25 protein-coding genes are annotated in these 22,793 nt (G+C 59.6%); 11 read left to right on the top strand and 14 right to left on the bottom strand.

Annotation, left to right across the window (positions count from 1 at the left end):
* Nucleotides 1-38: 38 nt before the first annotated feature.
* Together PSPTO_RS12290 and PSPTO_RS12285 are read right to left on the bottom strand one after the other, a co-directional pair.
* Nucleotides 39-998, bottom strand: a complete 960-nt coding sequence (locus PSPTO_RS12290; RefSeq protein ID WP_005765644.1) for a sugar ABC transporter substrate-binding protein — start codon at nucleotides 996-998, stop codon at nucleotides 39-41.
* A 183-nt stretch (nucleotides 999-1,181) separates the two neighbouring features.
* Complete coding sequence (locus PSPTO_RS12285; RefSeq protein WP_005765645.1) at nucleotides 1,182-1,406, bottom strand: YgdI/YgdR family lipoprotein; 225 nt, start codon at nucleotides 1,404-1,406, stop codon at nucleotides 1,182-1,184.
* A 136-nt stretch (nucleotides 1,407-1,542) separates the two neighbouring features.
* On the opposite strand from PSPTO_RS12285, the gene PSPTO_RS12280 reads away from it, so the two are divergent.
* From PSPTO_RS12280 to PSPTO_RS12270, 3 genes are all read left to right on the top strand, one after another.
* Complete coding sequence (locus tag PSPTO_RS12280; protein WP_005765646.1) at nucleotides 1,543-1,794, top strand: DUF1654 domain-containing protein; 252 nt, start codon at nucleotides 1,543-1,545, stop codon at nucleotides 1,792-1,794.
* A gap of 4 nt (nucleotides 1,795-1,798) precedes the next feature.
* Nucleotides 1,799-2,500, top strand: coding sequence for an endonuclease (locus PSPTO_RS12275; RefSeq protein WP_005765647.1), 702 nt, complete (start codon nucleotides 1,799-1,801; stop codon nucleotides 2,498-2,500).
* A gap of 205 nt (nucleotides 2,501-2,705) precedes the next feature.
* A complete protein-coding gene (locus PSPTO_RS12270) occupies nucleotides 2,706-2,945 on the top strand; it encodes a DUF6555 family protein (protein ID WP_007246362.1) in 240 nt (79 codons plus the stop codon).
* A 76-nt stretch (nucleotides 2,946-3,021) separates the two neighbouring features.
* Here PSPTO_RS12270 and map read toward each other — a convergent pair whose 3' ends face one another.
* From map to PSPTO_RS12250, 4 genes are all read right to left on the bottom strand, one after another.
* On the bottom strand, nucleotides 3,022-3,813 hold the full coding sequence (gene map / locus PSPTO_RS12265) for a type I methionyl aminopeptidase (RefSeq protein ID WP_005765650.1): 792 nt from the start codon (nucleotides 3,811-3,813) through the stop codon (nucleotides 3,022-3,024).
* On the bottom strand, nucleotides 3,810-4,067 hold the full coding sequence (locus PSPTO_RS12260; RefSeq protein ID WP_005617470.1) for a ParD-like family protein: 258 nt from the start codon (nucleotides 4,065-4,067) through the stop codon (nucleotides 3,810-3,812). Before PSPTO_RS12260 ends, map begins: the two co-directional genes overlap by 4 nt.
* A gap of 85 nt (nucleotides 4,068-4,152) precedes the next feature.
* Nucleotides 4,153-4,350 (bottom strand): hypothetical protein, encoded by a 198-nt coding sequence (locus tag PSPTO_RS12255; protein WP_005765651.1) that lies wholly within the window; start codon nucleotides 4,348-4,350, stop codon nucleotides 4,153-4,155.
* A 101-nt stretch (nucleotides 4,351-4,451) separates the two neighbouring features.
* Nucleotides 4,452-5,483, bottom strand: coding sequence for an Ldh family oxidoreductase (locus PSPTO_RS12250; protein WP_011103966.1), 1,032 nt, complete (start codon nucleotides 5,481-5,483; stop codon nucleotides 4,452-4,454).
* 229 nt (nucleotides 5,484-5,712) lie between these two features.
* On the opposite strand from PSPTO_RS12250, the gene PSPTO_RS12245 reads away from it, so the two are divergent.
* Nucleotides 5,713-6,741: a FecR family protein gene (locus tag PSPTO_RS12245; protein WP_011103965.1), complete on the top strand. Its 1,029-nt coding sequence runs from the start codon at nucleotides 5,713-5,715 to the stop codon at nucleotides 6,739-6,741.
* 202 nt (nucleotides 6,742-6,943) lie between these two features.
* Nucleotides 6,944-7,333, top strand: a complete 390-nt coding sequence (locus PSPTO_RS12240; protein WP_005765654.1) for a hypothetical protein — start codon at nucleotides 6,944-6,946, stop codon at nucleotides 7,331-7,333.
* Nucleotides 7,334-7,362: 29 nt separating this feature from the next.
* Here PSPTO_RS12240 and PSPTO_RS12235 read toward each other — a convergent pair whose 3' ends face one another.
* A complete protein-coding gene (locus tag PSPTO_RS12235; RefSeq protein ID WP_005765655.1) occupies nucleotides 7,363-7,551 on the bottom strand; it encodes a hypothetical protein in 189 nt (62 codons plus the stop codon).
* A 244-nt stretch (nucleotides 7,552-7,795) separates the two neighbouring features.
* On the opposite strand from PSPTO_RS12235, the gene PSPTO_RS12230 reads away from it, so the two are divergent.
* On the top strand, nucleotides 7,796-9,604 hold the full coding sequence (locus PSPTO_RS12230; RefSeq protein ID WP_005765656.1) for a monovalent cation:proton antiporter-2 (CPA2) family protein: 1,809 nt from the start codon (nucleotides 7,796-7,798) through the stop codon (nucleotides 9,602-9,604).
* Between the two features lie 47 nt (nucleotides 9,605-9,651).
* Here PSPTO_RS12230 and PSPTO_RS12225 read toward each other — a convergent pair whose 3' ends face one another.
* The 3 genes from PSPTO_RS12225 to moaB all read right to left on the bottom strand — a co-directional run bounded on the left by PSPTO_RS12225 (nucleotide 9,652) and on the right by moaB (nucleotide 12,425).
* Nucleotides 9,652-10,578 (bottom strand): glycosyltransferase family 2 protein, encoded by a 927-nt coding sequence (locus PSPTO_RS12225; RefSeq protein WP_005765657.1) that lies wholly within the window; start codon nucleotides 10,576-10,578, stop codon nucleotides 9,652-9,654.
* Between the two features lie 89 nt (nucleotides 10,579-10,667).
* The gene (glp, locus tag PSPTO_RS12220; RefSeq protein ID WP_011103964.1) at nucleotides 10,668-11,879 is read right to left on the bottom strand and encodes a molybdopterin molybdotransferase MoeA; all 1,212 of its coding nucleotides are present in this window, start codon (nucleotides 11,877-11,879) and stop codon (nucleotides 10,668-10,670) included.
* A 6-nt stretch (nucleotides 11,880-11,885) separates the two neighbouring features.
* A complete protein-coding gene (gene moaB / locus PSPTO_RS12215; RefSeq protein ID WP_005617455.1) occupies nucleotides 11,886-12,425 on the bottom strand; it encodes a molybdenum cofactor biosynthesis protein B in 540 nt (179 codons plus the stop codon).
* Between the two features lie 75 nt (nucleotides 12,426-12,500).
* On the opposite strand from moaB, the gene mobA reads away from it, so the two are divergent.
* Entirely contained in the window at nucleotides 12,501-13,106 is a 606-nt protein-coding gene (gene mobA, locus PSPTO_RS12210) for a molybdenum cofactor guanylyltransferase MobA (RefSeq protein WP_011103963.1), read from the top strand.
* 95 nt (nucleotides 13,107-13,201) lie between these two features.
* A complete protein-coding gene (locus PSPTO_RS12205; protein WP_003315600.1) occupies nucleotides 13,202-13,426 on the top strand; it encodes a YgdI/YgdR family lipoprotein in 225 nt (74 codons plus the stop codon).
* A 76-nt stretch (nucleotides 13,427-13,502) separates the two neighbouring features.
* Here PSPTO_RS12205 and PSPTO_RS12200 read toward each other — a convergent pair whose 3' ends face one another.
* Nucleotides 13,503-14,393, bottom strand: a complete 891-nt coding sequence (locus PSPTO_RS12200; RefSeq protein ID WP_011103962.1) for a pseudouridine synthase — start codon at nucleotides 14,391-14,393, stop codon at nucleotides 13,503-13,505.
* Nucleotides 14,394-14,578: 185 nt separating this feature from the next.
* Here PSPTO_RS12200 and PSPTO_RS12195 point away from each other — a divergent pair, with 185 nt between their 5' ends.
* Nucleotides 14,579-15,433, top strand: coding sequence for a shikimate dehydrogenase (locus PSPTO_RS12195; protein WP_005765662.1), 855 nt, complete (start codon nucleotides 14,579-14,581; stop codon nucleotides 15,431-15,433).
* A gap of 3 nt (nucleotides 15,434-15,436) precedes the next feature.
* On the opposite strand, the gene PSPTO_RS12190 is transcribed toward PSPTO_RS12195, so the two are convergent.
* Both PSPTO_RS12190 and quiC read right to left on the bottom strand, forming a co-directional pair.
* Nucleotides 15,437-16,108 (bottom strand): TetR/AcrR family transcriptional regulator, encoded by a 672-nt coding sequence (locus tag PSPTO_RS12190; protein WP_007246371.1) that lies wholly within the window; start codon nucleotides 16,106-16,108, stop codon nucleotides 15,437-15,439.
* A gap of 104 nt (nucleotides 16,109-16,212) precedes the next feature.
* Nucleotides 16,213-18,120 carry a 3-dehydroshikimate dehydratase QuiC gene (gene quiC, locus PSPTO_RS12185; protein ID WP_005738807.1) on the bottom strand — a complete coding sequence of 636 codons (1,908 nt, stop codon included), beginning with the start codon at nucleotides 18,118-18,120 and terminating at the stop codon, nucleotides 16,213-16,215.
* 617 nt (nucleotides 18,121-18,737) lie between these two features.
* On the opposite strand from quiC, the gene PSPTO_RS12180 reads away from it, so the two are divergent.
* Complete coding sequence (locus PSPTO_RS12180) at nucleotides 18,738-20,057, top strand: MFS transporter (RefSeq protein WP_011103961.1); 1,320 nt, start codon at nucleotides 18,738-18,740, stop codon at nucleotides 20,055-20,057.
* Between the two features lie 107 nt (nucleotides 20,058-20,164).
* Here PSPTO_RS12180 and PSPTO_RS12175 read toward each other — a convergent pair whose 3' ends face one another.
* On the bottom strand, nucleotides 20,165-21,052 hold the full coding sequence (locus tag PSPTO_RS12175) for a DMT family transporter (protein ID WP_046464003.1): 888 nt from the start codon (nucleotides 21,050-21,052) through the stop codon (nucleotides 20,165-20,167).
* A 222-nt stretch (nucleotides 21,053-21,274) separates the two neighbouring features.
* Between PSPTO_RS12175 and PSPTO_RS12170 the strand changes: the two genes are divergently transcribed.
* Nucleotides 21,275-22,531 carry an OprD family porin gene (locus PSPTO_RS12170; protein ID WP_011103959.1) on the top strand — a complete coding sequence of 419 codons (1,257 nt, stop codon included), beginning with the start codon at nucleotides 21,275-21,277 and terminating at the stop codon, nucleotides 22,529-22,531.
* The last annotated feature ends 262 nt before the right edge of the window (nucleotides 22,532-22,793 follow it).

Genomic DNA, 22,793 nt, shown 5'->3' with positions numbered 1-22,793 from the left:
CCCGTCCTGCAAGGACGGGCACCTTTACGCGGCGTGGATCAAGGTTTGGTAACGAGTTCTACTGGCGTTTCGATGACGCCTTTTTCGTTGGTGTCGACCTTCTCGCCTTTGACCAGCTTCAACGCAGCTTCAATACCAAAGACCGCTTGTTTGGCTGCAAACTGGTCAGCGGTGGCCAGCACCCGGCCATCCTTGAGCATCGGTTTGATCGCGTTGATGTTGTCGTAACCGACCACCATGACCTTGCCTGCCTTGCCTGCTGCACGCACGGCAGACACTGCACCCAGCGCCATGCTGTCGTTGCCGGCCAGCAGCGCTTTCAGGTTCGGGTATTCATTGAGCATCGCCGAGGCCACTGCGTTGCCCTTGTCGATTTCCCAATTGCCGGACTGCGTGGACACCACTTTCATTTGCGCCTTGTCCATAGCGTCTTTGAAACCGGCGCTACGCTGCTGCGCATTGGTGGTGGTGGACACACCTTCTATAATGCCGACTTCGTCACCGCTTTTCAGTTGCCTGGCCAGGTAGTCGCCCACCAGCTCGGCACCTTTGCGGTTGTCCGGGCCCACGAACGGGATCATCAGGCTTTTGCTCTTGAGCACATCAGGGTCAAGCTGGTTGTCGATGTTGACGACCTTGATTCCAGCGTCGGTGGCTTTCTTGAGCACCGGCACCAGGGCCTTGGAGTCGGCAGGCGCGATAACCAGCGCATCGACTCTGGAAACGATCATCTGCTCGACGATGCGGATCTGAGCCGAAGTATCGGACTCGTCCTTTATGCCGTTGGAGATCAGGTCGAAGTCGTTGGCGTGTTCTTTCTGGTAGGCCTTGGCGCCATCTTCCATGGTCAGGAAGAATTCGTTGGCCAGCGATTTCATGACCAGTGCGACCTTGGGCTTTTCAGGCGTCTGGGCGTATGCAGCAGAAAGGGGCATGACTGCCGTGACGGCAGCAAACATGGCGACAGCGAGAAGGCGTCCAGCAAATGGCAGCTTCATGAGTTCATCTCCGATCTTGTGATTATTGTTCGGGCGAACGACGCAGGGTCGATGCAGTGCATCGACACGCAAACGTTTGCGAGGAGCGAACTATGAAAAAAGCCGCAGGATTTGTCAATCCGTCAGAAATGAAATCTGTGGGTGCTGATCGCTTTTTACCGCGCGCAAGCGATCAGCCCTCACTCACTCCTCAGGCTTGACCGTGGCCACTTCGTCGGCCTTGATTCGGATGGTCTTGCCGGACAGGTCTTCGAACTCGTAAAAACCATCACGGCTTTTGGTTTTGGGCATGTCTTTGGTGATGTATTGTGTGCCGTTTTGCAGGGTCACCACCGAGGGCGTGGAACAGCCCGCCAACAGCACAAAGGCCGAGGCCAGTACCGGGAATGCCAGAGACTTGATATTCATGCGCTACTCCAGAAGCAATACGTGTTTTTTCGAGACGACATTGTGCCACTTCCAGGGCTTTGTCTTACATAGGTGTTGCGAAAGATCCGACACTGAAATACTGTATGCCCGTACAGCTCACTCAGGGAACTTTTCCGTGGCAAAACAAACCGCAGCGACCCCCTCCATTCCCGGCCCTTACGAGCGTATGGGCATGCGGGTACAGAAAATCATCAACTCGCCTACCGCACAGAAATCCAGGGCCGCCCTGCTTTTTCGTCTGCCGGACGAGTCGGAGGACGACTGGGCGCAGCTCCTTGAAGAGATAGCCGAAAACGATAATGTCACCCTCGCCTGGCGCGACGACGGTGGCGTACAAATATTCTGGACGTTGCCGAAGGAAGACTGACGGCATGACGTTTCGATTTTTTGCATTGTTTTGCACCACCCTGCTCATCACCGCTTCACTCCCGGCCCAGGCCCAAGCCCCGCGTACATTCAGTGAAGCGAAGAAAGTCGCCTGGGGTTTGTATGCGCCGCAGTCGACCGAGTTTTACTGCGGCTGCAAATACACCGGCAAGCGGGTCGATCTCGCCGGCTGCGGCTATGTACCGCGCAAAAGCGCCAAGCGCGCCAGCCGCATCGAATGGGAACACATCGTCCCGGCCTGGCAGATCGGCCATCTGCGTCAGTGCTGGCAGAACGGCGGTCGCAAGAACTGCACGAAGTCTGACCCCGTTTACAAACGCGCCGAAGCAGACCTGCACAATCTGGTGCCCAGCATCGGTGAGGTGAACGGTGACCGCAGCAACTTCAGTTTTGGCTGGGTTCCCGAGCAAAAAGGCCAGTACGGCTCATGCCTGACTCAAGTGGACTTCAAGGCCAAAAAGGTCATGCCGCGCCCATCGATACGCGGCATGATCGCGCGCACTTATTTCTACATGAGCAAGCAATACAACTTGCGCCTGTCGCGTCAGGATCAACAGCTTTATCAGGCCTGGGACAAGACCTACCCTCCCCAGATCTGGGAGCGCCAGCGTAACCAGCAGGTTGCCTGCGTAATGGGGCGCGGTAATGAGTTTGTCGGCCCGGTGGACTTGAAAGCGTGTAAATAGCCCTCGCCTATGGGCGCAAAAACACTCGTTTGAAGGGTCTTTTCCGAGGGGTTTTATGCATTCGAGTGCCCCGCAAAACCACTCATCGGACAACCGTTAACTCAGGCGTAGAACGAAATAATTTCGCTCTACGCTGTGCAGACAGCGGCTTGATTGAAGGAGGCTTTCCCGTGCGTGCGCTGAATAATAATCACAGGCAGGGATCATGAATCATCAAACGGAATTTGAAATTCATTATGAATTCAATGGCGAGCTTCGCTGTTTTCTGCATCGGACAATGCAGCTGTGTCAACGCGAAGCGCTGCACTGTGCAACGCTGCACGCAGGCGTCGGGACCATCAGTGGCAATATGTCCACGGGGCCGATACGCCTGGCGACCTTGCACGCCGAACGGTGCGGCATAACGCAGGTGCATTGGAAAAGAGCGATGCTGCTGGAAGCGTGAGAGACCGTCCCTTCACCAAAAATAATGGCCTTTAAGCAAGGCCATTATTCATGCGCACGCGAATCTTAAAACCGCCTCAAATGGCCGGGTAGTCGCCCGTACCGTCAGGCCACGGTGTCAGCAGCTCGAACCCGGTCGCGGTCACGGCCACCATGTGCTCCCACTGCGCAGACAGCGAAAGATCGCTGGTCAGAACAGTCCAGCCATCCGGCAGTGTCCGGGTACCGGCCTTGCCTGCGTTGATCATCGGTTCAATGGTAAATACCATGCCCTGCTTCAACTTGAGGCCCTTGCCCTGAGTGCCGTAATGCAGGACCTGCGGCTCTTCGTGGTACTTGCGGCCGATGCCGTGCCCGCAATATTCACGTACCACGCTAAAGCCTTCACGGTGCGCGACACTTTGTATCGCATAACCGATATCACCCAGCGTTGCACCGGGGCGCACCGCGTGAATACCGGCGCGGGTGGCCTCGTACGTTGTCTCGACCAGGCGCCTGGCCAGAGGGCTGACCTCACCGACCAGGTACATACGGCTGGTGTCGCCGTACCAGCCATCCTTGATGACCGCGACGTCGATATTGACGATGTCGCCCTCTTTCAAGATGTCTTTGGACGAGGGTATGCCGTGGCAGACCACCGCATTGGGAGAGATGCAGGTGGTTTTGGTGAAACCGTGATAACCCACGTTCGCGGGGATCACTTTCAGCTCTTTGACGATGTATTCATTGCAGAGATCATCGAGCGCTTCGGTGCTGACGCCTGCTTTAACGTACGGCGTGATCATCGCGAGCACATCGGCAGCCAGCCTGCCGGCTATGCGCAATTGCACCAGGTCCTGTTCGGTCTTGATACCGATGGCGCTGCTCATGAGGCTGCCTTCGACAGGCTGGCCGCAGACAGATCCGACACATTGAAATTCGACGCGGTCAACACGGTGTCACCGGCGTTCTCGAGGCGGATCAGCATCTGGCAGATCTCGCTGTAATCCAGCGCCGGGTGCAACTCGGCAAGCATGCCGATGCGCATCCAGTGCTCGGCCTGGGCATTGATGGAGCGGCTGAGCGCAACACTGGCGGAGCGCAGATTGGCGTGCATGTTTTCGGAAATTTTTACCAGACCCATGTTTCACCTCACATTGAATATACGAAGCATATACGCTTCGTATACTCACAATCAAGATGAGGCATGCAGGCTGACGGCAGGCGAGCTATTCCACCGCGCTGGCCTGGCGATACTCGCCACCGGCACGCGCCGCCGCAATGGCAATGGACACATCTGGCTGGTAAGCGTTGAACTGGCGCAGCGCAGCCGCCAGCCTGAGAAAATCTTCACGCTGCATTTCATGGGTAGCAGAGAGCGTGCGATGTTGTTGAGCAATCGGGCTTTGCGCTGACTTCAGGGACATGACAGACCTCATTCGTTCGTACTGTTCATGCATACAGTATTTATATCCGGTCCCGGACACAAGACTGATCACGACGAATGGTCAGCGAACATGTAAATAGCTCAGTGGCCTGCCAGCTCTTGCAAACGCTCAAGGTCGGCCTGGGCAATGACTATTCCGTGCGCCATCGAGCGTGCCCGCTCCAGGTAACGCCTGTCGCCGGGCAATCGTTCCTGACCGACCCCGTGAAGCTGGCGCACCAGTTCCTCGCTGCGCTGCGCAAAGTGCTGACCGGCACCTTTGTCGGGATCAATGACGATCAGCAACTGGCCGGTCCAGGGCGTCTGTGCGCCGGGATGCTTCGACCAGTCGAACTCGAACGAGAAATTGCCACCGGTCAGCCCTGCCGCCAGCAACTCGACCATCATCGACAAGGCCGAGCCCTTGTGCCCGCCGAACGGCAACAGCGCCCCGCCGTCGAGAATGGCGCGAGGCTCCTGCGTCGGCAGCCCGTCACGATCAACACCCATGCCCGCCGGCAGCAACCGCCCTTCACGCGCAGCAATCTGCACGTCACCGTGGGCAATGGCGCTGGTGGCCAGGTCAAAAACGATGGGCTCGCCACCTGCGCGCGGCGCACCGAAGGCGATCGGGTTGGTGCCGAACAAGGGCTGCCGAGCACCGTGGGGTACAACGCAGGTCATGCTGTTGACCATGCTCAGCGCAACCAGCCCCTGCTCGGCAAACGGTTCGACATCTGGCCACAGCGCGGCGAAATGATGCGAGCCCCGAATGGCCAGAATCGCGACCCCGGCACTGAGCGCCTTGTCGATCAACAGTGACCTGGCCGCCGCCAGTGCCGGCTGGGCAAAGCCGTTGCAAGCATCGACCCTGACAAATGCCGCGCCGACATCCTCGACCACCGGCACCGCCTTGCCATCCACCCAACCGCTGGCCAACGAAGACAGATAGCCGGGAATGCGAAAGATGCCATGACTGTGCGAACCGTCGCGCTGGGCACTGGCGCAGTTTTCAGCGAGTACATCGGCGACCTCCGGTGAGGTGCCGTGGGCCACGAAAATCCGGCGCAGCAGGTCGATCAGTTGCGTGTAAGAAACGGCTTGAGTGGGCTGGTCAGCGTGGCTGGCGGACATTTGAAACTCCTGTGCGTGGCAACGGGGCGGGAGACTTCAGAAGCGAGAATCAGATGCCCAGCGTAGCGCCGCAGGCCCTGCAAGAACAGCCACGGTCACGGCCTTATCAATGAGAGCAGCTTGCATTCACAAGGAAATAAGCAACCCATTGATGGGTAATAGCCAGCGAATGTTCTCTCTGCTTGAAATCAGAGGGTAGAATGCGCCAACGGCATTGACCGGAGCGCCCATGAGCGACCCTCTTTTCAGCAAGGCAGAACACGATGCAATCACCGATGCAGCCGCGCATTGGTGCATGCGGCTGCATGCTGACGACTGCACGACCGCTGAAAAGAAGGCGTTCGATCAATGGCTGAAGGCCCACCCTCTGCATGCGGCTGAATATCAGGCCATGGCAGAAATCTGGGACATCACCGGGCAGATCGAACCGCTCAATCCGCCTCCCCTCCTGCCGAGCGTGGCATTACAGGCCAGTCCGGTATTACCACGCCGCCAGCGCCGCTGGGCACCGCTGGCTGCTGCCGCAGCCATCATCGCATTGGCGGTGCCGGTGGCAGGTGTCGTTGGCTGGAATCAGGGCTGGTTGCCGAACGCCTATGAGTCGTACAGCGCCGACACCGACACACGTCTGGTGGTGCTCTCCGACGGCAGCCGCGCAGAGCTGAACCTGGGCACCGAACTGACGTACGCCAATTACAAGGATCGACGCAGCGTCACGCTGAGCAAGGGCGAGGCGTTCTTTGAGGTCAGCCACGACAGCACTCATCCGTTTGTGGTCGATGCTGGCCAGGGCAGCATCAGGGTCACCGGCACGCGCTTCAATGTGTGGACGTATCAGGATCAGGTGCGCGTACTGCTGGTAGAGGGCTCGGTGCTGGTCAATAGCGACCGCACGCACCCGGAGGGCGGCCATCATCTGGACCCAGGCATGCAGGCCAGCTTCAAGACCGGCGACGACAGCCCGCTGATCAGACAAACCAAAGCGCGCGACACCAGCCTGGCGTGGCGTAACGGCAAGCTGATTTTTGACGACCTGCCGCTCAGTCAGGCACTGCCGCTGATCAATCGCTACCTGCCAACGCCTATTCTACTGGCCGACAGCGCGACCGGTGCCATGCGCCTGGGCGGCAGTTACAACACCCGCGACCTGTCCAGCCTGCTGACCTCCCTGCCCAAGGTACTGCCGGTCTATGTGACGCAGAACCAGAACGGCAACCCGGTGCTCAACCGCAAAGTGCCTGACGCACCGAAAGGCTGACACTGCCCGCGTCGCCTGTAAATCTTCATCTACCCTGAACCCCACAACAGTGCGGCGAACCCATGTGCGTGGGAAATTTCTGTTTTTTTTCATCCATGACTGAGGTTTTGCGGCGCTCGTTCGTCTTAGTACTGAGATTATTTAAAATGCATGGTTATTTAAAAAGCATGATGTGCTTAAAAGCCTGAAAAGGAGTTTGTGGATGTTCAATCGCCAAGGAATCACGACTCGCACCCTGCTGCGGCAGACGGCGCTGGCTGCGCAGGCACAGTCGCCCGCTCTGGAAACCGAGCGGCCCGGCAACGAACACATCCGGTTGCTGCTGAAAAGTTTTGGCCTGCGCACCAGCCTGGTTCGGCTCAAGGTGCTGGACGCGCTGCTGGTATCGAGCGACGAAGGTCAGCCATTGGGCGTGCGCGGTGTGCACAGCCAGCTGTTGAGGCTGGATGTGCCGCTGTCGTTTCTGAGCGTGCGCGAAGTACTCAAGCGCTTGTGCGATGAAGGGGTAATCAACCTCAATGACGACAAGACCTACAGCCTGCACCCTCGTGCCCGTGAGTGGCTCGGCGAAGCGAAACATCACGCGCAGTGAGTTGCGCCTGAGCTTTGTCAGCAAAGCGCCTAGCGCTTGACCTTGCGACGCATGATCCCGTTGAGTATCACGACCAGTACGGCCACGCTGATGGCAATGTACTGAAAGGTCTTTTCAGTGATGACGCCGCTGTTTTGCAGATGCGACAAGCCGAGCATGATCGCCAGAACGCCGAGGGCGATCAGAAGCGAGTAAATCAAACGCTGTTTGTTGGTCATAACGATTTCCTGAAAGCTCATGACGGGCAGTTGGCGCTGCCTGTTTGCGCGCATAGCTTACGCCGATGCGCGGCGATTCGCATCGTCAGGCTGCCCTGCCCCTCTCCTGCCTGCACCCCTCACAGACGCTTTATCAATCGCGTTGATGACTGTCATGCTGCGATGAACGTTGCCGTGTAAAACTCACATGCTTTAATGGCGCCCTGTTTCAACAGTGTGTTCAATGTTTACCAAGGAGTTTTACATGCCCCATGAAGGCAGCCTGTTGCAGGCCGCGGTGGTGTTCTTACTCGCGGCGGTGCTGACCGTGCCGCTGGCCAAGCGCCTGAAGCTGGGCGCTGTCATCGGTTATTTGTTCGCGGGCGTGATCATCGGCCCCTCGGTGCTGGGGTTGATTGGCGATACGGAGAGTGTCAGCCATATTTCCGAACTCGGCGTGGTGCTGCTGTTGTTCATCATTGGCCTGGAGCTGTCACCGAAGCGCTTGTGGGTGATGCGCAAAGCGGTGTTTGGCGTGGGCATGGCGCAAGTGATGCTGACCGGGCTGGTGATCGGCGCAATCGCGCTGTTTGCCTTCGGCCAGTCACTGAACACCGCGGTCATTCTCGGGCTGGGCCTGGCGCTGTCGTCCACCGCTTTCGGCCTGCAAAGCCTGGCAGAGCGCAAGCAGCTGAATAGCCCGCATGGGCGGATGGCGTTCGCGATTCTGCTGTTTCAGGACATTGCCGCGATTCCGCTGATTGCCATGGTGCCGTTTCTGGCCGGCGCTGATCACGCCATGAACACGGGTGAAAGCGTGAATCATGGCCTGCGCGTGCTCGGCAGTATTGCCATCGTGGTGATCGGCGGGCGCTACCTGCTGCGCCCGGTGTTCCGGATTGTCGCCAAGACCAAAATCCAGGAAGTCTCGACTGCCACCGCCTTGCTGGTGGTAATTGGTACGGCGTGGCTAATGGAGCTGGTCGGCGTGTCGATGGCGCTCGGCGCGTTTCTCGCGGGCCTGTTGCTGGCCGATTCCGAATACCGTCACGAGCTGGAAGCCCAGATCGAGCCGTTCAAGGGTCTGCTGCTGGGGCTGTTCTTTATCAGCGTCGGCATGGGCGCCAACGTCGGCCTGTTGCTCAGCTCGCCGCTGGCGGTGCTGGGCCTGACCCTGCTGCTGATCGCCATCAAGCTGCCGATGCTGTTCATCATCGGTCGCACCGCGGGCGGCCTCAATAACCGCAGCGCATTGCAGTTGGGCCTGGTGCTGGCCGCCGGGGGCGAGTTTGCCTTTGTGGTGTTCAAGATCGGCAGCACGCAAGGGCTGTTCGAGGCCGGGCTGTACGACATGCTGGTGTTGACCATTACCTTGTCGATGGCCATTACCCCGTTGCTGTTCATTGCGCTGGCACGCTGGATCAAGCCCAAGGCCAAGGTGGTGAATGTGCCGGACGAGTACCGCGACATTCAAACCGACAAACCCCGAGTAGTGATTGCCGGCATGGGCCGTATGGGGCAGATCGTCGCGCGGATCCTGCGAGCGCAGAAAGTCCCTTTCATCGCCCTGGATACCGCCGTGGAGTCGATTGAATTCTCACGCAGTTTTGGCAACGTGCCAGTGTTCTATGGCGACCCGTTGCGCCCGGAAATACTGCGTGCCGCCAAGGTCGATGAAGCGCAATACTTTGTCATCGCGACGGATGATCCGGACACCAACATCAAGACTGCCGAGTTGATCCGCAAGCTGTATCCGCACATGAAAATCATCGCCCGCGCACGTAACCGCCAGCACGTTCACCGGCTGATGGACATCGGCGCGCATGCTGTGCGCGAGACGTTCTATTCAAGCCTGGAAATGAGCCGTCAGACCTTGATGGGCCTGGGCCTGACCGAGGCGCAGGCCGATGCCCGCATCAGCCGCTTCAAGCGTCACGACGAACAGGTGCTGGCTGCCCAGCACGAAGTGTATGACGACGACGCCAAGGTGCTGCAGACCGCCCGCGAAGCACGCGCCGATCTTGCGCAACTGTTCGAGGCGGACCGTCTGGACGAAGAAGCGGCCAAAGGCTGATTAGCCAGCGCACCGGGCCGCCTGGCCGCCCGGTGCACTGGCCAGCTTCACGCGTAAGGGCTGTCCCAGTAGCGCTTGTACATCCCGAGCTTTTTCTTCAAACCACGGGGCAAGCGTTTCTCCTGTTTGCTCAGCTTGTAGGCCAGCAGTTTCAGCGCATTGCGCACAAACGACATGGGCCACCAGAGGAGGCGCCGCGGGCCGAGGAATTTCAGCTCGGATTTCACGTAGCGCATGCCCTCGCCGCCAATCCCGCCGAACGTCTCGTAGATCCAAGCTTCTCGGGACTGAAACACGCCAATGTCGAAGTAGCGGCAGAACTCTTCGCGCAGGCTGTAGTTGTGAGAATGACGGCACACGGCAGAGCCTTCGTAGGCCACTTTCCAGCCATCGATGAGCATTTTCGCCGTGACGTACATGTCTTCGGAGAGGATCACATGCCGAGGAAAGCCACCGATCGCCCGCAGCGCCTCGCCACGATAGGCCGCGAAGGAATTGGACATGAACGGCGTCTTGATGCCCAGGGTGCCAGCGTCTGCCAGGGTCTTGATCTGCGAAGTCGGCGGGTAGTTGAACAGCCGTGCATGCTGGGCCAGCAGGTTAGCGTTCTTGTGCGGCAATTGACGGCCACACACGGCACCGACTTTCGGGTCAGCGAAGGGCAGCAGAATATTGGCGATGGCGTCGATGTCTTCGACGTAGGCGTCCTGGGTCATGTAGACGTAGACGTCGTAGTCCGGGTGCACATCGACCATCATCTGCCGGGTGCCGCCGTGGTTGAAATCCTTGCTGTCAATGCGCAGCACATTGGCGCAGCGGGCTTGCGCCAGTTCCAGCGTGCCGTCCGAAGAACTGGAATCCACGATCAGCGTGTCGAAGCTCGCCGTCTGCGTGGCCAGTGAATCCAGCAGCCGCTCCAGGTCCTTGCGGCCGTTGTAGGTCGGGATGACACAAGCCACTCTCAATGACGCCATAACAATACTCCAGGGCGAAGTCCGGTTGCCCACTTTGTCAGCGTTGTTGAGGGTAGCTCATGTGCATCGGGCCCACCATTTGAATACATTCAACCGAGCACTTCACTCAGTGGAATGAAGCTCACCCAGTCGCCCTCGGCCACTGTCGTGCCCTCACGCACTTCGATCAGACCGTCAGCCCACGCAGCACTGCGCAGCACGCCAGAACTCTGGTTGCGATAGACAACGGCCCGGCCCTGTTCCAGACGACCGCGCAGGTACTCGCGACGATTGCCGGGACGCGTCCAGACAAACCCCGCCGGCACGGGAAACTGCATCGGCGCGACCTCCATCACCCCCTGACGACGCAGCAGGTAAGCGCGCGCCAGCAAGGCGAACGTGACCAGCGTCGAGGCCGGATTACCGGGCAGGCCAATCACCGGCACACCACGGAAATGCCCGAAGGTCAGCGGCTTGCCAGGTTTTATCGCCAGCTTCCACAGCGTCAGTTCGCCCTCTTCGCGCAAAGCATGGCCGAGAAAATCCGCTTCACCGACCGAGACGCCACCGGTTGAGAGGATCAGATCGACGTCGTGCAGGTTTGCCAGTGCCGCGCGGGTCTGTAGCAGGTCGTCCGGCAGAATGCCCGCGTCCACCACGTCACAGTGCAATCGCTTAAGCCAACTGCACAGCAACACCCGATTGCTGTTGTAGATCTGCCCCGGCCCCAGTGGCTGGCCGGGCTCGATCAATTCATCACCGGTGGACAGCACCGCCACGCGCACGCGACGAATCACCTCCAGCTCGGCAAGGCCCAAAGAAGCGGCCAGGCCCAGTTCGATAGGACCCAGGCGCGTGCCGGCTGCCAGTACGCTGTCGCCGATACGGGTTTCCTGGCCCTGCGGGCGAATGTTCTGCCCGACGCTCAGCGGCTCGCCGAAGCGCACACGCTGGTCTGCCATCACGTCGGCGTTTTCCTGCATCTCGACGCAATCAGCACCCTCGGGCATCGGCGCACCGGTGAAGATCCGTGCGCAGGTGCCGGGGGCCAGTGGCTCGGGTGCCTGGCCGGTAAAAATGCGCTGGCTGACGGTCAGCGGCTCGCCGGTCCAGTCCGTATGGCGCAAGGCATAACCGTCCATGGCGCTGTTCGGCCAGGGCGGCAGGTCCAGCGTGGAAACCAGATCCACCGCCAGCACACGGCCTTCGGCATCGGCCAGCGAGACGCGCTGGCGTTCGGTGATTGGCGTGGCCTCGGCCATTGCCAGCAGTCGGGCAATGGCCTCTTCAACCGGCAACAGGGTTTTTGGCTCGTTGTTCATCAGCACTCAACCGCGGGTCGCGCAGGGCTCGGCCTGCTTGAGGTGCGGCACGAAGTTGCAGGGCCGGAAGCGCGAGTCCAGTTGCTCGGCGAGAATCCCGTCCCATGCGGTGCGCACGGCATTGGTCGAACCCGGCAGGCAGCAAACCAGCGTGCCATTGGACAAACCGGCCAGCGCGCGGGACTGAATGGTCGAGGTGCCGATGTCCGGCACGGATATCTGCCGGAACAGCTCGCCAAACCCGTCGACCTGCTTGTCCAGCAGGCACGCCACGGCTTCGGGGGTGCTGTCACGGCCGGTAAAGCCGGTGCCGCCGGTGATCAGCACGACCTGCACCTGATCGTCGGCAATCCAGGTGGCGACCTGAGCACGGATTTTGTACAAATCATCCTTGAGCAGGACGCGTTCGATCAGGCCATGACCGGCGTCGGTCAGGCGGTCAACGAACATCTGCCCCGAGGTGTCGGTTTCGCGGGTGCGGGTATCGCTGACGGTCAGTACGGCGATATTCAGGGGTACGAAAGGTGTGTCAGCCTTGGCTTTCATGGCCTCATCCAGTTGTGAAGGAAACAGGCCGGTGTTATATCACAGCACTCCTTTTGCCTGCCCGCCGAGTGTTTGATGAATGTCCGTGCCGCACTGCCCCCCTGCTCTATCCTGCTGCTGGCCGGAGGTCGCGGGCAGCGTATGGGCGGGCGCGACAAGGGCCTGATCGAGTGGCAAGGCAAGGCGCTGATCGAGCACTTGCACGCCTTGACCCGGCCCCTGACCGACGACCTGATCATTTCCTGCAACCGCAACATCGAGCGCTATGCGCAATACGCCGATCAGCTGGTCAAGGATGACGACACCGACTTCAACGGCCCCCTGGCCGGGATTCGCGCCGCACTGCCGCGCGCTCGTCATCAGTGGTTGCTGGTGCTGCCCTGCGACGGGCCTCTGGTCGATGAGCCATTGCTGCGGGCGATGCGCGAAAAAGCGTTTGAATATCCGCAACGACCCGTCATGGTGCGCGAAGGTCAGCACTGGCAGCCACTTTTATGTATGATCCCGGTCGCTTGTGCCGCAACGCTGGAAGCCGCATGGCTGGCCGGCGAACGCAGCCCGCGGCGGGCCATGGAGCCACTGCAACCAGTCGCTGTACAGCTGGAAGCCAATGATCCACGCCTGGCCAACCTGAACACACCCTGTCTACTGGCAGGGATCAATGAAAATGACCGTAAGTAAGTGGTTATTGAACTTGCGCACGGTGTATACGGAACTTGCGGACGGCGAATACGTCTGAGAGTTCAGTAATCAAGAATCCATCTGGAGACACAGTAATGAAACAACGGACCCTTCCCGCTGCCTTTCTGCTTGCACTGAGCATCGCCTCCCTCGCCGGTTGCGCATCGCCCACTGTGATCACTCTGAACGATGGTCGTGAAATCCAGGCCGTCGATACTCCCAAGTACGATGAAGACTCGGGTTTCTATGAGTTCAAACAGCTCGATGGCAAGCAGACCCGCATCAACAAGGACCAGGTACGTACCGTCAAGGATCTGTGATCCGGGCGTCGCGTGACTGATTCGAAAAAACCCGCCGAGTGCGGGTTTTTTTTGGCCTGCCATTGAGCTTGATGCCTTACCACTCCAGCGTGAGCAGGCTCTCGAACTGACGCGGTTCGCCGCTGAGCGGATCGGTGAAGCGCAGGCTTTTGGCGAGCAATTTCAATGGGTGCCGGTAGTCGTCCACCGGATCCTTCAGGGCATCAGGGTAGAACGGGTCATTGCAGATCGCAGCGCCCAGCGCCGCCATGTGCACGCGCAACTGATGCTTCTTGCCCGTCACCGGGTGCAGCCCGTAACGCCATAATGGCCCGTGCCGCTCCAGCACTTCGATGCGCGTCTGCGTGTTGCTGACGCCCGGCCCTTCCTGCATGCGAAAAAACGGCTCGCCCTCCACCAGACGGCTCTCGTGCAGGCGCGGAAACTCAAGTCCAGGCAGCGCTGGTGCAATGGCTTCGTAGCATTTGTCGATACGCCGGGTGGGGAACAGTGTCTGATAAGCCGAGCGGGTCTGCCGGTTGGCTGAAAACAGCACCAGCCCTGCGGTGTGCCGGTCGATACGGTGCAACGGCACCAGATCGGGGTTGTCGAGGCGATGGATCAGGCGGCGTAACAAGGTCTGTTCGACGTATTCGCCAGCCGGTGTCACGGGAAGAAAGTGCGGCTTGTCGGCGACGACAAGGTGTTCGTCGGCATAGAGAATGGTCTCGACCACCGGGATCGGCGTTTCATTGGGCACTTCACGAAAGTAATGAATCTTCAGCCCTTCGCGATAGGCCATGTCCGGCGTAATGGTTTTTCCGTCGGCATCCAGCACCCGGTCACGGGCGATACGGTCCAGCCACTGTTCACGGCTGATGGCCGTGAATTTCGCGCACAGGCAATCGAGCACAGTCGCCCACGGACCCGGCGGCAGGTACAAGGTGCTGGCTTGTTGCTGTGCGGCACTGAAAACGGACTCGGACATACGTGGGCTCGGACTCTGGTTTGCCTGAGGCGGCTGGCCGGGGATTATCGCTGATCAGGGCGATCACCGCACAACATCGCTGCATGGCAATCGCCGGCTACCTGCGGCACTATTAACCATCTGGTACATTCGGTTCAACTCCTGCTCGTCACCGGGCAGCGTCACAAAAACAAGAGACATATTTTATGACCCATGCTGAACACACCTCCGTACTCGCCGGCCTGATCGGCTCCGGCATCCAGGCTTCGCGAACGCCCGCCATGCATGAGCACGAAGGCGATGCACAGGGCCTGCGCTACCTGTACCGGCTGATCGATATCGACGCGCTGCAACTGGACATCAACGCCCTGCCCCGGCTTGTCGAAAGCGCGCAGAACTGCGGTTTTACCGGCCTGAATATCACCTTTCCCTGCAAACAGGCGGTCATCCCGTTGCTGGACGAACTGTCCGACGAAGCGCGCGGCATCGGTGCGGTCAACACCGTGGTTTTCAAGGACGGAAAACGCATCGGGCATAACACCGACTGTCTGGGTTTTGCCGAAGGTTTCCAGCGCGGGCTGGACAAAGCGCCACGTCAGCATGTGGTGCAAATGGGCGCAGGTGGTGCGGGCGCTGCCGTGGCTCATGCGCTGCTGAGCGCAGGCGTCGAGCGCCTCACCGTGTTCGAGGTCGAGCCGCAGCGTGCGCAAGGCCTGGTGGACAACCTCAATGAGCATTTCGGTGCCGGACGCGCGCAGGTCGGTCTTGACTTGCCTGCGGCAATGGCCGAAGCCGACGGGCTGGTCAATACCACGCCGGTGGGCATGGCCAAGCTGCCGGGCACGCCGTTGCCGGTTGAACTGCTGCGGCCCGCGCTGTGGGTGGCTGAAATCATTTACTTCCCGCTGGAAACCGAGCTGCTCAAGCACGCCCGCACACTGGGCTGCCGTACGCTGGATGGCAGCACTATGGCGGTGTTTCAGGCGGTCAAGGCGTTCGAGCTGTTCAGTGGCCGGTCCGCTGATGCGCAACGGATGATGGCGCACTTCCACACCCTGTAAGCCTCAGCGCTTGAGGTAACGCAGCACAGCGTCGCAGATCATCGCCTTGTGACGCTGCTTGACCTCCTCGCTCCACAGCTCGATCTGGAAGATCTCGCTGAACGTGTGGCGGTTGGAGATGCGGTAGAAGCAGAACGAGCTGATCATCAGGTGCAGGTCCACCGGATGAACGCCGTCGCGGAACAGGCCGCTGGCTTCACCGCGACGCAGGATGCCGTCGAGCGCCCTGATGATGTTCTGGCTCTTGGCCTGGATCGTATCGGACTGCTTGACGTTCTCGCCGTTATGAATGTTTTCGATGCACACGATGCGCACGAAATCGACATTGCTGTCGTGGTGATCGAAGGTGAACTCGACCACCCGATGGATCGCCTCCACAGGCTCCAGCTCGCCCAGATTAAGCTCGCTTTCGGTGTTGCGAATCGCCCCGTAGAGCTTTTCCAGCACTTCGACGTACAACTGCTCCTTGCTGCCGAAGTAGTAATAGATCATCCGTTTCGAGGTCTTGGTGCGTTCGGCAATGGCATCGACGCGCGCGCCCGTCAGGCCGTGCGCGACAAACTCGGCGACAGCGGCCTTGAGGATATCTTCACGGGTTTTTTCCGGGTTGTTCTTGCGGCCCTTGGGCACTGTGGCGGCAGGTTCAACGGCAACAGCGGAGTCGATTTTTTTCATTGTTGGCTCATGACCACGGGTAATGCGCGGAGTATGAAGCTGACCGTGAATGGAGGGAAGCTGCGAGGGCTCCGAACCCTCGCAACATTTGCATCAAGCGTTTTCTACAAACGTGCCTGACGCGCCGCCACGTTACGCGCCTTGGCCATTGCGGCCAGACGCACCGGCACGTTGGCGGCGCCGTAGCCCACATAGCCATTCTTGCGCTGCAGGATCTCGAAGAAGAAACGCCCGTCAAATGCATCGGTGTAGACGTGAAACAGTTCGCCACCCTGCGCATCGCGGTCATAAAGCACGTTGTAATACGCCAGTTCGCTGAGAAACTCTTCGTCGAAATCGAAGCGCGCTGCCAGGTCGTCGTAGTAATTGAGCGGGATGTCCAGCAACGGCACACCGGCTTCCTTGGCGCGGCTGACCTCGGCAAAGATGTCCTCGCAGGAAAACGCAATGTGGTGCACACCAGAACCGCGATAACTCGACAGCGCGTGGGAAATGGCCGTGTTGCGGTTCTCGGAAATATTCAGCGGCAGGCGAACGGTGCTGCAACGACTGCGCAGCGCTCGGCTTTTGACCAGGCCATAAGGGTCGGGCAGCACCACTTCGTCATCAGCTTCGAAATCCAGAATGCTTTTGTAGAACAGCACCCAGCTGTCCAGGCTGTCGGCGGGCAGCGCCATGGCCATGTGGTCGATACGCTGCAAACCGCCCTTGGCGACCGCTTGGGTGTCGACGACAAAATCACTGTCGTAGATCGAGTCGCCCGGCGAGGCGTTGTCGACCAGGTAGATCAGGCTGCCGTCCGGCGCACGCACCGACGGAATCTCCCGCTCATTGGGGCCGACCAGACCGCGATAAGGCTGCCCTTTGAACGCACGCGCACGCTCCAGCGACTGATGACCGTCATCGACACGCAGGGCGGTGGCGCACAGCGAAGGCCCGTGCGCCTCGAAAAAACTGTGGGCAAACGAATACGGCTCGGCGTTGAGCACAATCTTGATATCACCCTGCCCTAACAAGCTGACAGCCTTGGAACGGTGCTGGCCCAGTTTGGCGAAACCGAGCCGCTGCAGCCAACCTGACAGGCGAGCCGCGTGGCTCTCATCGACTGCGAATTCAAGAAACTCGACACCGTTATAGCTGCTGGCAGGCGGCGGATTGAAGAGCACCTCGGGAACCGCCACCGGCTCGTCACGCGCCAGCAACTGGCGGGTTTTTTCTTCCAGGTACAGCAACGAACGCAAGCCGTCTGCTGCGTTGGCGCGGGTCGGGGCGGCACGGAAGCCATCATTGAATACTTCCAGCGACAACGGGCCGGTGTAACCGCTGCGCAGAATCGGCGCAAGGAACCCGGCCAGATCGAACTCGCCTTGCCCTGGGAAACAGCGGAAATGGCGGCTCCATTCCAGCACGTCCATCGCCAGAATCGGCGCATCGGCCATCTGCACGAAGAAGATCTTGTCGCCGGGGATCTGCGCAATCGCGCTCGGGTCGCCCTTGAGCGACAACGTGTGGAAGCTGTCGAGCAACACACCCAGCGCAGGATGATCAACCTGACGCACCAGGTTCCAGACCTGTTGCCAGGTATTGACGTGCTTGCCCCACGCCAGCGCTTCATAACCGACACGCAGGTTGCGGGCGCCAGCACGCTCGGCCAGCAAACTCAGGTCATCAAGAAGAATGTTTTCATCGCCCACCGAGTCGGCAGACGCATTGCTGCAGACCAGCACCAGATCGGTGCCCAGTTCCTGCATCAGGTCGAATTTGCGTTCGGCGCGATCCACATTGCGTTGCAGTCGGTCGCGACGGCAGCCTTCAAAATCGCGGAATGGCTGGAACAGGGTGATGGCGATACCCAGGTCGGCGCATAGCTGCCTGACGTTGCGTGGGCTACCGTCGTAATACAACAAGTCGTTTTCGAAAATCTCGACGCCGTCAAAGCCGGCTGCGGCGATGGCTTCGAGCTTTTCGGGCAGAGTACCGCTCAAGGATACGGTAGCAATTGAACGCTGCATGCTTTTCAGCTCCTGGATGAACGCGACCTGTACGGGTCGCGACTGGACAGCACCGCATTCCGGCCTTTCCCGGCCTTATTCAGAGGTGCGAGTAAAGTATTTGCCTGTCAAAATACTACAGCAACATAAAGTGTACGAACCGGTTAGTTTTACGTTCGATTATCGAACAAAAGCCGTTTTACTCAATTGACGCTGTATCGCGTAATGCTCACCATCAGCATCACATTGCAGGATAGCCCCGGCAGTCGAACGTACGACATTTATGCTTCATCAGCAGCAACCCATAACAATCAAAAAAACAGGAACATTGCTCATGCGCACCCTTCTCGCTTTGCTCACCCGCTCGCCCGCCCGTCCTACCAGACGTCATGCCCGACGAACCGAACAGGCCAAAAGCCCGATTCAGGTTCGCGTCGCCTGAAACATTCCAACGCACTTGCGCGGCCCAACCTGTAAATTGTCGGCCCGACGGACCGTCTCGATGAAAGCCTGAGTCAATCGGCCAGTCGATTCACGGTACTACGACTTCACTTTACCTGCACAACGCCTGCATCGAGTGGACTTCTCAGTCCGACTGTTGCCAGCAGCACAGTCCTGGAACGGATGGTTAGATCATCATGCTCAATACCCAGAACAACCCTGTTACCCGTGCCGGGATGGGCGAAAAGATTCGCGGCGCTCTTGCCGTGGGCAAGACCCGCTGGGGCATGCTTGCCCTGGTGTTCTTCGCGACTACGCTGAACTACATCGACCGGGCGGCGCTCGGGGTCATGCAGCCGATACTGGCCAAGGAGATGAGCTGGACGGCGATGGATTACGCCAACATCAACTTCTGGTTTCAGGTCGGCTACGCCGTCGGCTTCGTGCTGCAAGGCCGCTTCATCGACAAGGTCGGCGTCAAGCGCGCGTTCTTCCTCGCCGTGCTGTTGTGGAGCCTGGCGACCGGCGCGCATGGCCTGGCGACGTCTGCGGTCGGCTTCATGGTCTGCCGCTTCATTCTCGGCCTGACCGAGGCGGCCAACTACCCGGCCTGCGTGAAAACCACGCGCCTGTGGTTCCCGGCCGGTGAGCGTGCGGTGGCGACTGGCATCTTCAACGCTGGCACCAACGTCGGTGCGATGCTGACGCCAGCGTTGCTGCCGCTGATCCTCACTGTCTGGGGCTGGCAGGCAGCGTTCGTGGCGATGGGTTCGCTGGGGCTGATCTGGGTGATCATGTGGCGCTTGAAGTACTACAACCCTGAAGAGCACCCGACCGTCAGCAAAACCGAACTGGACTACATCAATCAGGAGGTCGAGCCTGCGCCGGTCAAGGTGCCTTTCACCGGCATTCTGAAGATGCGCGGCACCTGGGCATTCGCGCTGGCTTACGCGATCACCGCGCCAGTGTTCTGGTTCTACCTGTACTGGTTGCCGCCGTTTCTCAATCAGCAATACAACCTGGGCATCAGCGTGACGCAGATGGGCATCCCGCTGATCCTGATCTGGCTGACCGCCGACTTCGGCAGCGTGGGTGGCGGTATCCTGTCATCGTGGCTGATCGGGCGCGGCATGCGGGCGACCAAAGCGCGTCTGCTGTCAATGCTGATATTCGCCATCACCATCTGCAGCGTGGTGTTCGCCGCCAACGCCAGCGGCTTGTGGGTCGCGGTGCTGGCCATCTCTGTGGCAGTCGGCGCGCATCAGGCCTGGACCGCGAACATCTGGAGCCTGGTGATGGACTACACGCCCAAGCACATGATGAGCACGGTGTTCGGCTTCGGCGGCATGTGCGCAGCCATCGGCGGCATGTTCATGACCCAGATCGTCGGTGCGGTGCTGACCGCGACCAACAACAATTACAACGTGTTGTTCACCATGATCCCGGCGATGTACTTCATCGCGCTGATCTGGCTGTACTTCATGGCTCCGCGCAAGGTGCCTACGCTGAGCGAGTAATCGTCTGACGGCATCAGAAAGGCCCGGCTCACTCAGTGACCGGGCCTTTTTGCTATGGGTGTCCGCGAGGTCAGTGAGATCGGTGCCACAGGTTTCAGCGCCAGACGCTATCCACCCTTGCGCCGCTGTTGCCATGCCGCCGCCAGGCCACTCAGGCAGATAATCGCGATGCCGGCCTGCGCGGTCGGTGATGGCATGTGGTCGAACACCAGAAATCCCAACAGCCCGGCGAAGACGATCTGACAGTAACTGAACGGTGCGAGCATGGCCGGGGCGGCGAAGCGGAAGGCCTGGGTCAGCAGCAGGTGCGCGGACATGCCGCACGCACCCAGTGCGAGCAGAAACGGCAGATGCTTGAGCGCCGGTACCTCCCAGAAAAATGGCACCAGCGCGCTCATCATCAGCGTGTTGAACAGCCCGGCGAAAAAATTGCTGGTGGTCGGGCTGTCGAACGGGCTGACCAGCCGCGTCAGCAGTTGATAAAGCGCAAAGCACAAGGCCGACGACAACGGCAGCAGAATCGCCGGCGTGAACAACTCGCCGCCCGGATGAATGATGATCATCACCCCGACAAACCCGACTACCACTGCAATCCACTGCCCACGCGTCACTCGTTCATGCAGCAGCGGCACCGACAATGCGGTGACCAGCAGCGGCGCAAGAAAGTTGACCGCCGTGGCTTCTGCCTGCGGAATGAACATCAGGCTGCTGGTGAACAACAGACTGGTGCCCAGCAAGGCCAGCGCGCGCAGTGCCTGTAAGCCGGGGCGTTTGGTGCGCAGCACGCGCAAACCCGCCGATGGCATGAAGATGCAGGCCATGAGCAACGTGTGCACCAGATAACGCGCCCAGACCACCAGAATGATCGGGTAGAAACCGGACAGGTATTTGGACAGCGTGTCGTGACTGGCAAACAGAAAGGTCGCCAGAAGAATGAAGCCAATTCCTTTCAACGGTTGATTGACGCCGGACAACGGCGTGCTGGCAGGGCTCATCGGGCTTCCTTGTTCAAGTTTCAGGCTGTATACGCCGCCTGTATCTACAGATCAGTGAGCATCGCACACGCTTTTGCAACGTCCTGCACAAAATGTTCGGACCAGTACATTAACGTTCGGTAATCGCCCGAAACAGATGTTTCACAATTGCACACCGCGCCCCGGCATTTCACTATCGCAGCCAGCTACAACGACTCAATAACTACAAAAAAGGTCTGTTCCATGCGCTCGAACGTCTCTTGCAAAATCGCTTGCGGCCTCTCTGCGGCCATCGCCTCCACCCTCGCCCCTGCATTGAGTCACGCCGCCGGGTTCGTCGAAGACGCCAAGGTCAATCTGAACCTACGCAATTTCTACATCAACCGCAACTTCGTCGACCCGGCCAACGCGCAGAATTACGCCGAGGAATGGACGCAGAACTTCATTCTCGACGCACGCTCCGGTTTTACCCAAGGCACCGTGGGCTTTGGTGTCGATGCGCTGGGGCTTTACTCGCTCAAACTGGACGGCGGCAAAGGCACGGGCGGCACACAGCTGCTGCCGATTCACAGTGATGGACGCCCGGCCGACGACTTCGGGCGTCTGGCCGTGGCAGGCAAGGCGCGTTTCTCGAAAACCGAATTGAAGGTCGGCGAATGGATGCCGGTGTTGCCGATCCTGCGCTCCGATGACGGCCGCTCGCTGCCGCAAACCTTTCAGGGCGGGCAGATCACCTCCAAAGAGATCGACGGGCTGACCTTGTACGGTGGCCAGTTCCGCGCCAACAGCCCGCGCAACGACGCCAGCATGCAAGACATGTCCATGACTGGCCGCGCCGCGTTCACCTTCGACCGCTTCAACTTCGGCGGCGGCGAGTATGTGTTCAACGAAAAACGCACTCAGGTTGGCGTGTGGTACGCCCAGCTTGAAGACATCTACCATCAGCAGTATTTCAACCTGCTACACAGTCAGCCGCTGGGCAGCTGGACGCTGGGAGCCAACCTCGGCTACTTCCAGGGCAAGGATGATGGCCAGTCGCTGGCGGGTGATCTGGACAACAAGACCTGGTCCGCCCTGCTCTCGGCACGACACGGCGGCAACACTTTTTACGTGGGCCTGCAGAAGGTCAGCGGCGACAGCGCGTGGATGCGCGTCAACGGCACCAGCGGTGGCACACTGGCCAACGACAGTTACAACTCCAGCTTCGACAATGCCAGAGAGAAATCCTGGCAGTTGCGTCACGATTACGACTTCGCAGCCCTCGGCGCGCCTGGCCTGACCCTGATGAACCGCTACATCAGCGGCGACAACGTGCACACCGGCGCTATCACCGATGGCGAAGAATGGGCACGGGAAACCGAGTTGGCCTATGTGTTTCAGAGTGGTGCGTTCAAAAGCCTGTCGCTCAAGTGGCGCAACTCGACCATGCGTCGTGATTACAGCACTAACCAGTTCGACGAAAACCGTGTGATCGTCAGCTACCCGCTGTCGCTGCTCTGAAAACCTGAAAAATAGCCGCCACGGCTGAGTAACGTGGCGGCGTTGACTATCGTGCCGACGCTCCCGCGTCGCATGCCGCTCTGGACGCTCTGCGTCCGATCTTGAGTATGCGGCGCGGCTCAGATCTATGACGCTCCGCGTCACACTGCGGTTCTGCGATGTCAGCTGGATGTGTTTAAGGCTCAAGTCACCTTTTCGCCCCTCGGCGACTGACTTTGAAGGATCAAAGTAATCAAAATCCCCGCTCCGTTTCCGGCCCGAC

The organism is Pseudomonas syringae pv. tomato str. DC3000 (assembly GCF_000007805.1).
GTDB lineage: Bacteria > Pseudomonadota > Gammaproteobacteria > Pseudomonadales > Pseudomonadaceae > Aquipseudomonas > Aquipseudomonas avellanae.
The sequence above is the reverse complement of the archived record's forward strand: the minus strand, read 5'-3'. Positions and strand labels throughout refer to the sequence as shown.

What these genes read in the sequence shown, in the direction of transcription:
- PSPTO_RS12290 (WP_005765644.1), bottom strand. Translation starts at nt 998, where the DNA reads ATGAAGCTGCCATTTGCTGGACGCCTTCTCGCTGTCGCCATGTTTGCT.
- PSPTO_RS12285 (WP_005765645.1), bottom strand. Translation starts at nt 1,406, where the DNA reads ATGAATATCAAGTCTCTGGCATTCCCGGTACTGGCCTCGGCCTTTGTG.
- PSPTO_RS12275 (WP_005765647.1), top strand. Translation starts at nt 1,799, where the DNA reads ATGACGTTTCGATTTTTTGCATTGTTTTGCACCACCCTGCTCATCACC.
- PSPTO_RS12270 (WP_007246362.1), top strand. Translation starts at nt 2,706, where the DNA reads ATGAATCATCAAACGGAATTTGAAATTCATTATGAATTCAATGGCGAG.
- map (WP_005765650.1), bottom strand. Translation starts at nt 3,813, where the DNA reads ATGAGCAGCGCCATCGGTATCAAGACCGAACAGGACCTGGTGCAATTG.
- PSPTO_RS12260 (WP_005617470.1), bottom strand. Translation starts at nt 4,067, where the DNA reads ATGGGTCTGGTAAAAATTTCCGAAAACATGCACGCCAATCTGCGCTCC.
- PSPTO_RS12255 (WP_005765651.1), bottom strand. Translation starts at nt 4,350, where the DNA reads ATGTCCCTGAAGTCAGCGCAAAGCCCGATTGCTCAACAACATCGCACG.
- PSPTO_RS12250 (WP_011103966.1), bottom strand. Translation starts at nt 5,483, where the DNA reads ATGTCCGCCAGCCACGCTGACCAGCCCACTCAAGCCGTTTCTTACACG.
- PSPTO_RS12245 (WP_011103965.1), top strand. Translation starts at nt 5,713, where the DNA reads ATGAGCGACCCTCTTTTCAGCAAGGCAGAACACGATGCAATCACCGAT.
- PSPTO_RS12240 (WP_005765654.1), top strand. Translation starts at nt 6,944, where the DNA reads ATGTTCAATCGCCAAGGAATCACGACTCGCACCCTGCTGCGGCAGACG.
- PSPTO_RS12235 (WP_005765655.1), bottom strand. Translation starts at nt 7,551, where the DNA reads ATGACCAACAAACAGCGTTTGATTTACTCGCTTCTGATCGCCCTCGGC.
- PSPTO_RS12230 (WP_005765656.1), top strand. Translation starts at nt 7,796, where the DNA reads ATGCCCCATGAAGGCAGCCTGTTGCAGGCCGCGGTGGTGTTCTTACTC.
- PSPTO_RS12225 (WP_005765657.1), bottom strand. Translation starts at nt 10,578, where the DNA reads ATGGCGTCATTGAGAGTGGCTTGTGTCATCCCGACCTACAACGGCCGC.
- glp (WP_011103964.1), bottom strand. Translation starts at nt 11,879, where the DNA reads ATGAACAACGAGCCAAAAACCCTGTTGCCGGTTGAAGAGGCCATTGCC.
- moaB (WP_005617455.1), bottom strand. Translation starts at nt 12,425, where the DNA reads ATGAAAGCCAAGGCTGACACACCTTTCGTACCCCTGAATATCGCCGTA.
- mobA (WP_011103963.1), top strand. Translation starts at nt 12,501, where the DNA reads ATGAATGTCCGTGCCGCACTGCCCCCCTGCTCTATCCTGCTGCTGGCC.
- PSPTO_RS12205 (WP_003315600.1), top strand. Translation starts at nt 13,202, where the DNA reads ATGAAACAACGGACCCTTCCCGCTGCCTTTCTGCTTGCACTGAGCATC.
- PSPTO_RS12200 (WP_011103962.1), bottom strand. Translation starts at nt 14,393, where the DNA reads ATGTCCGAGTCCGTTTTCAGTGCCGCACAGCAACAAGCCAGCACCTTG.
- PSPTO_RS12195 (WP_005765662.1), top strand. Translation starts at nt 14,579, where the DNA reads ATGACCCATGCTGAACACACCTCCGTACTCGCCGGCCTGATCGGCTCC.
- PSPTO_RS12190 (WP_007246371.1), bottom strand. Translation starts at nt 16,108, where the DNA reads ATGAAAAAAATCGACTCCGCTGTTGCCGTTGAACCTGCCGCCACAGTG.
- quiC (WP_005738807.1), bottom strand. Translation starts at nt 18,120, where the DNA reads ATGCAGCGTTCAATTGCTACCGTATCCTTGAGCGGTACTCTGCCCGAA.
- PSPTO_RS12180 (WP_011103961.1), top strand. Translation starts at nt 18,738, where the DNA reads ATGCTCAATACCCAGAACAACCCTGTTACCCGTGCCGGGATGGGCGAA.
- PSPTO_RS12175 (WP_046464003.1), bottom strand. Translation starts at nt 21,052, where the DNA reads ATGAGCCCTGCCAGCACGCCGTTGTCCGGCGTCAATCAACCGTTGAAA.
- PSPTO_RS12170 (WP_011103959.1), top strand. Translation starts at nt 21,275, where the DNA reads ATGCGCTCGAACGTCTCTTGCAAAATCGCTTGCGGCCTCTCTGCGGCC.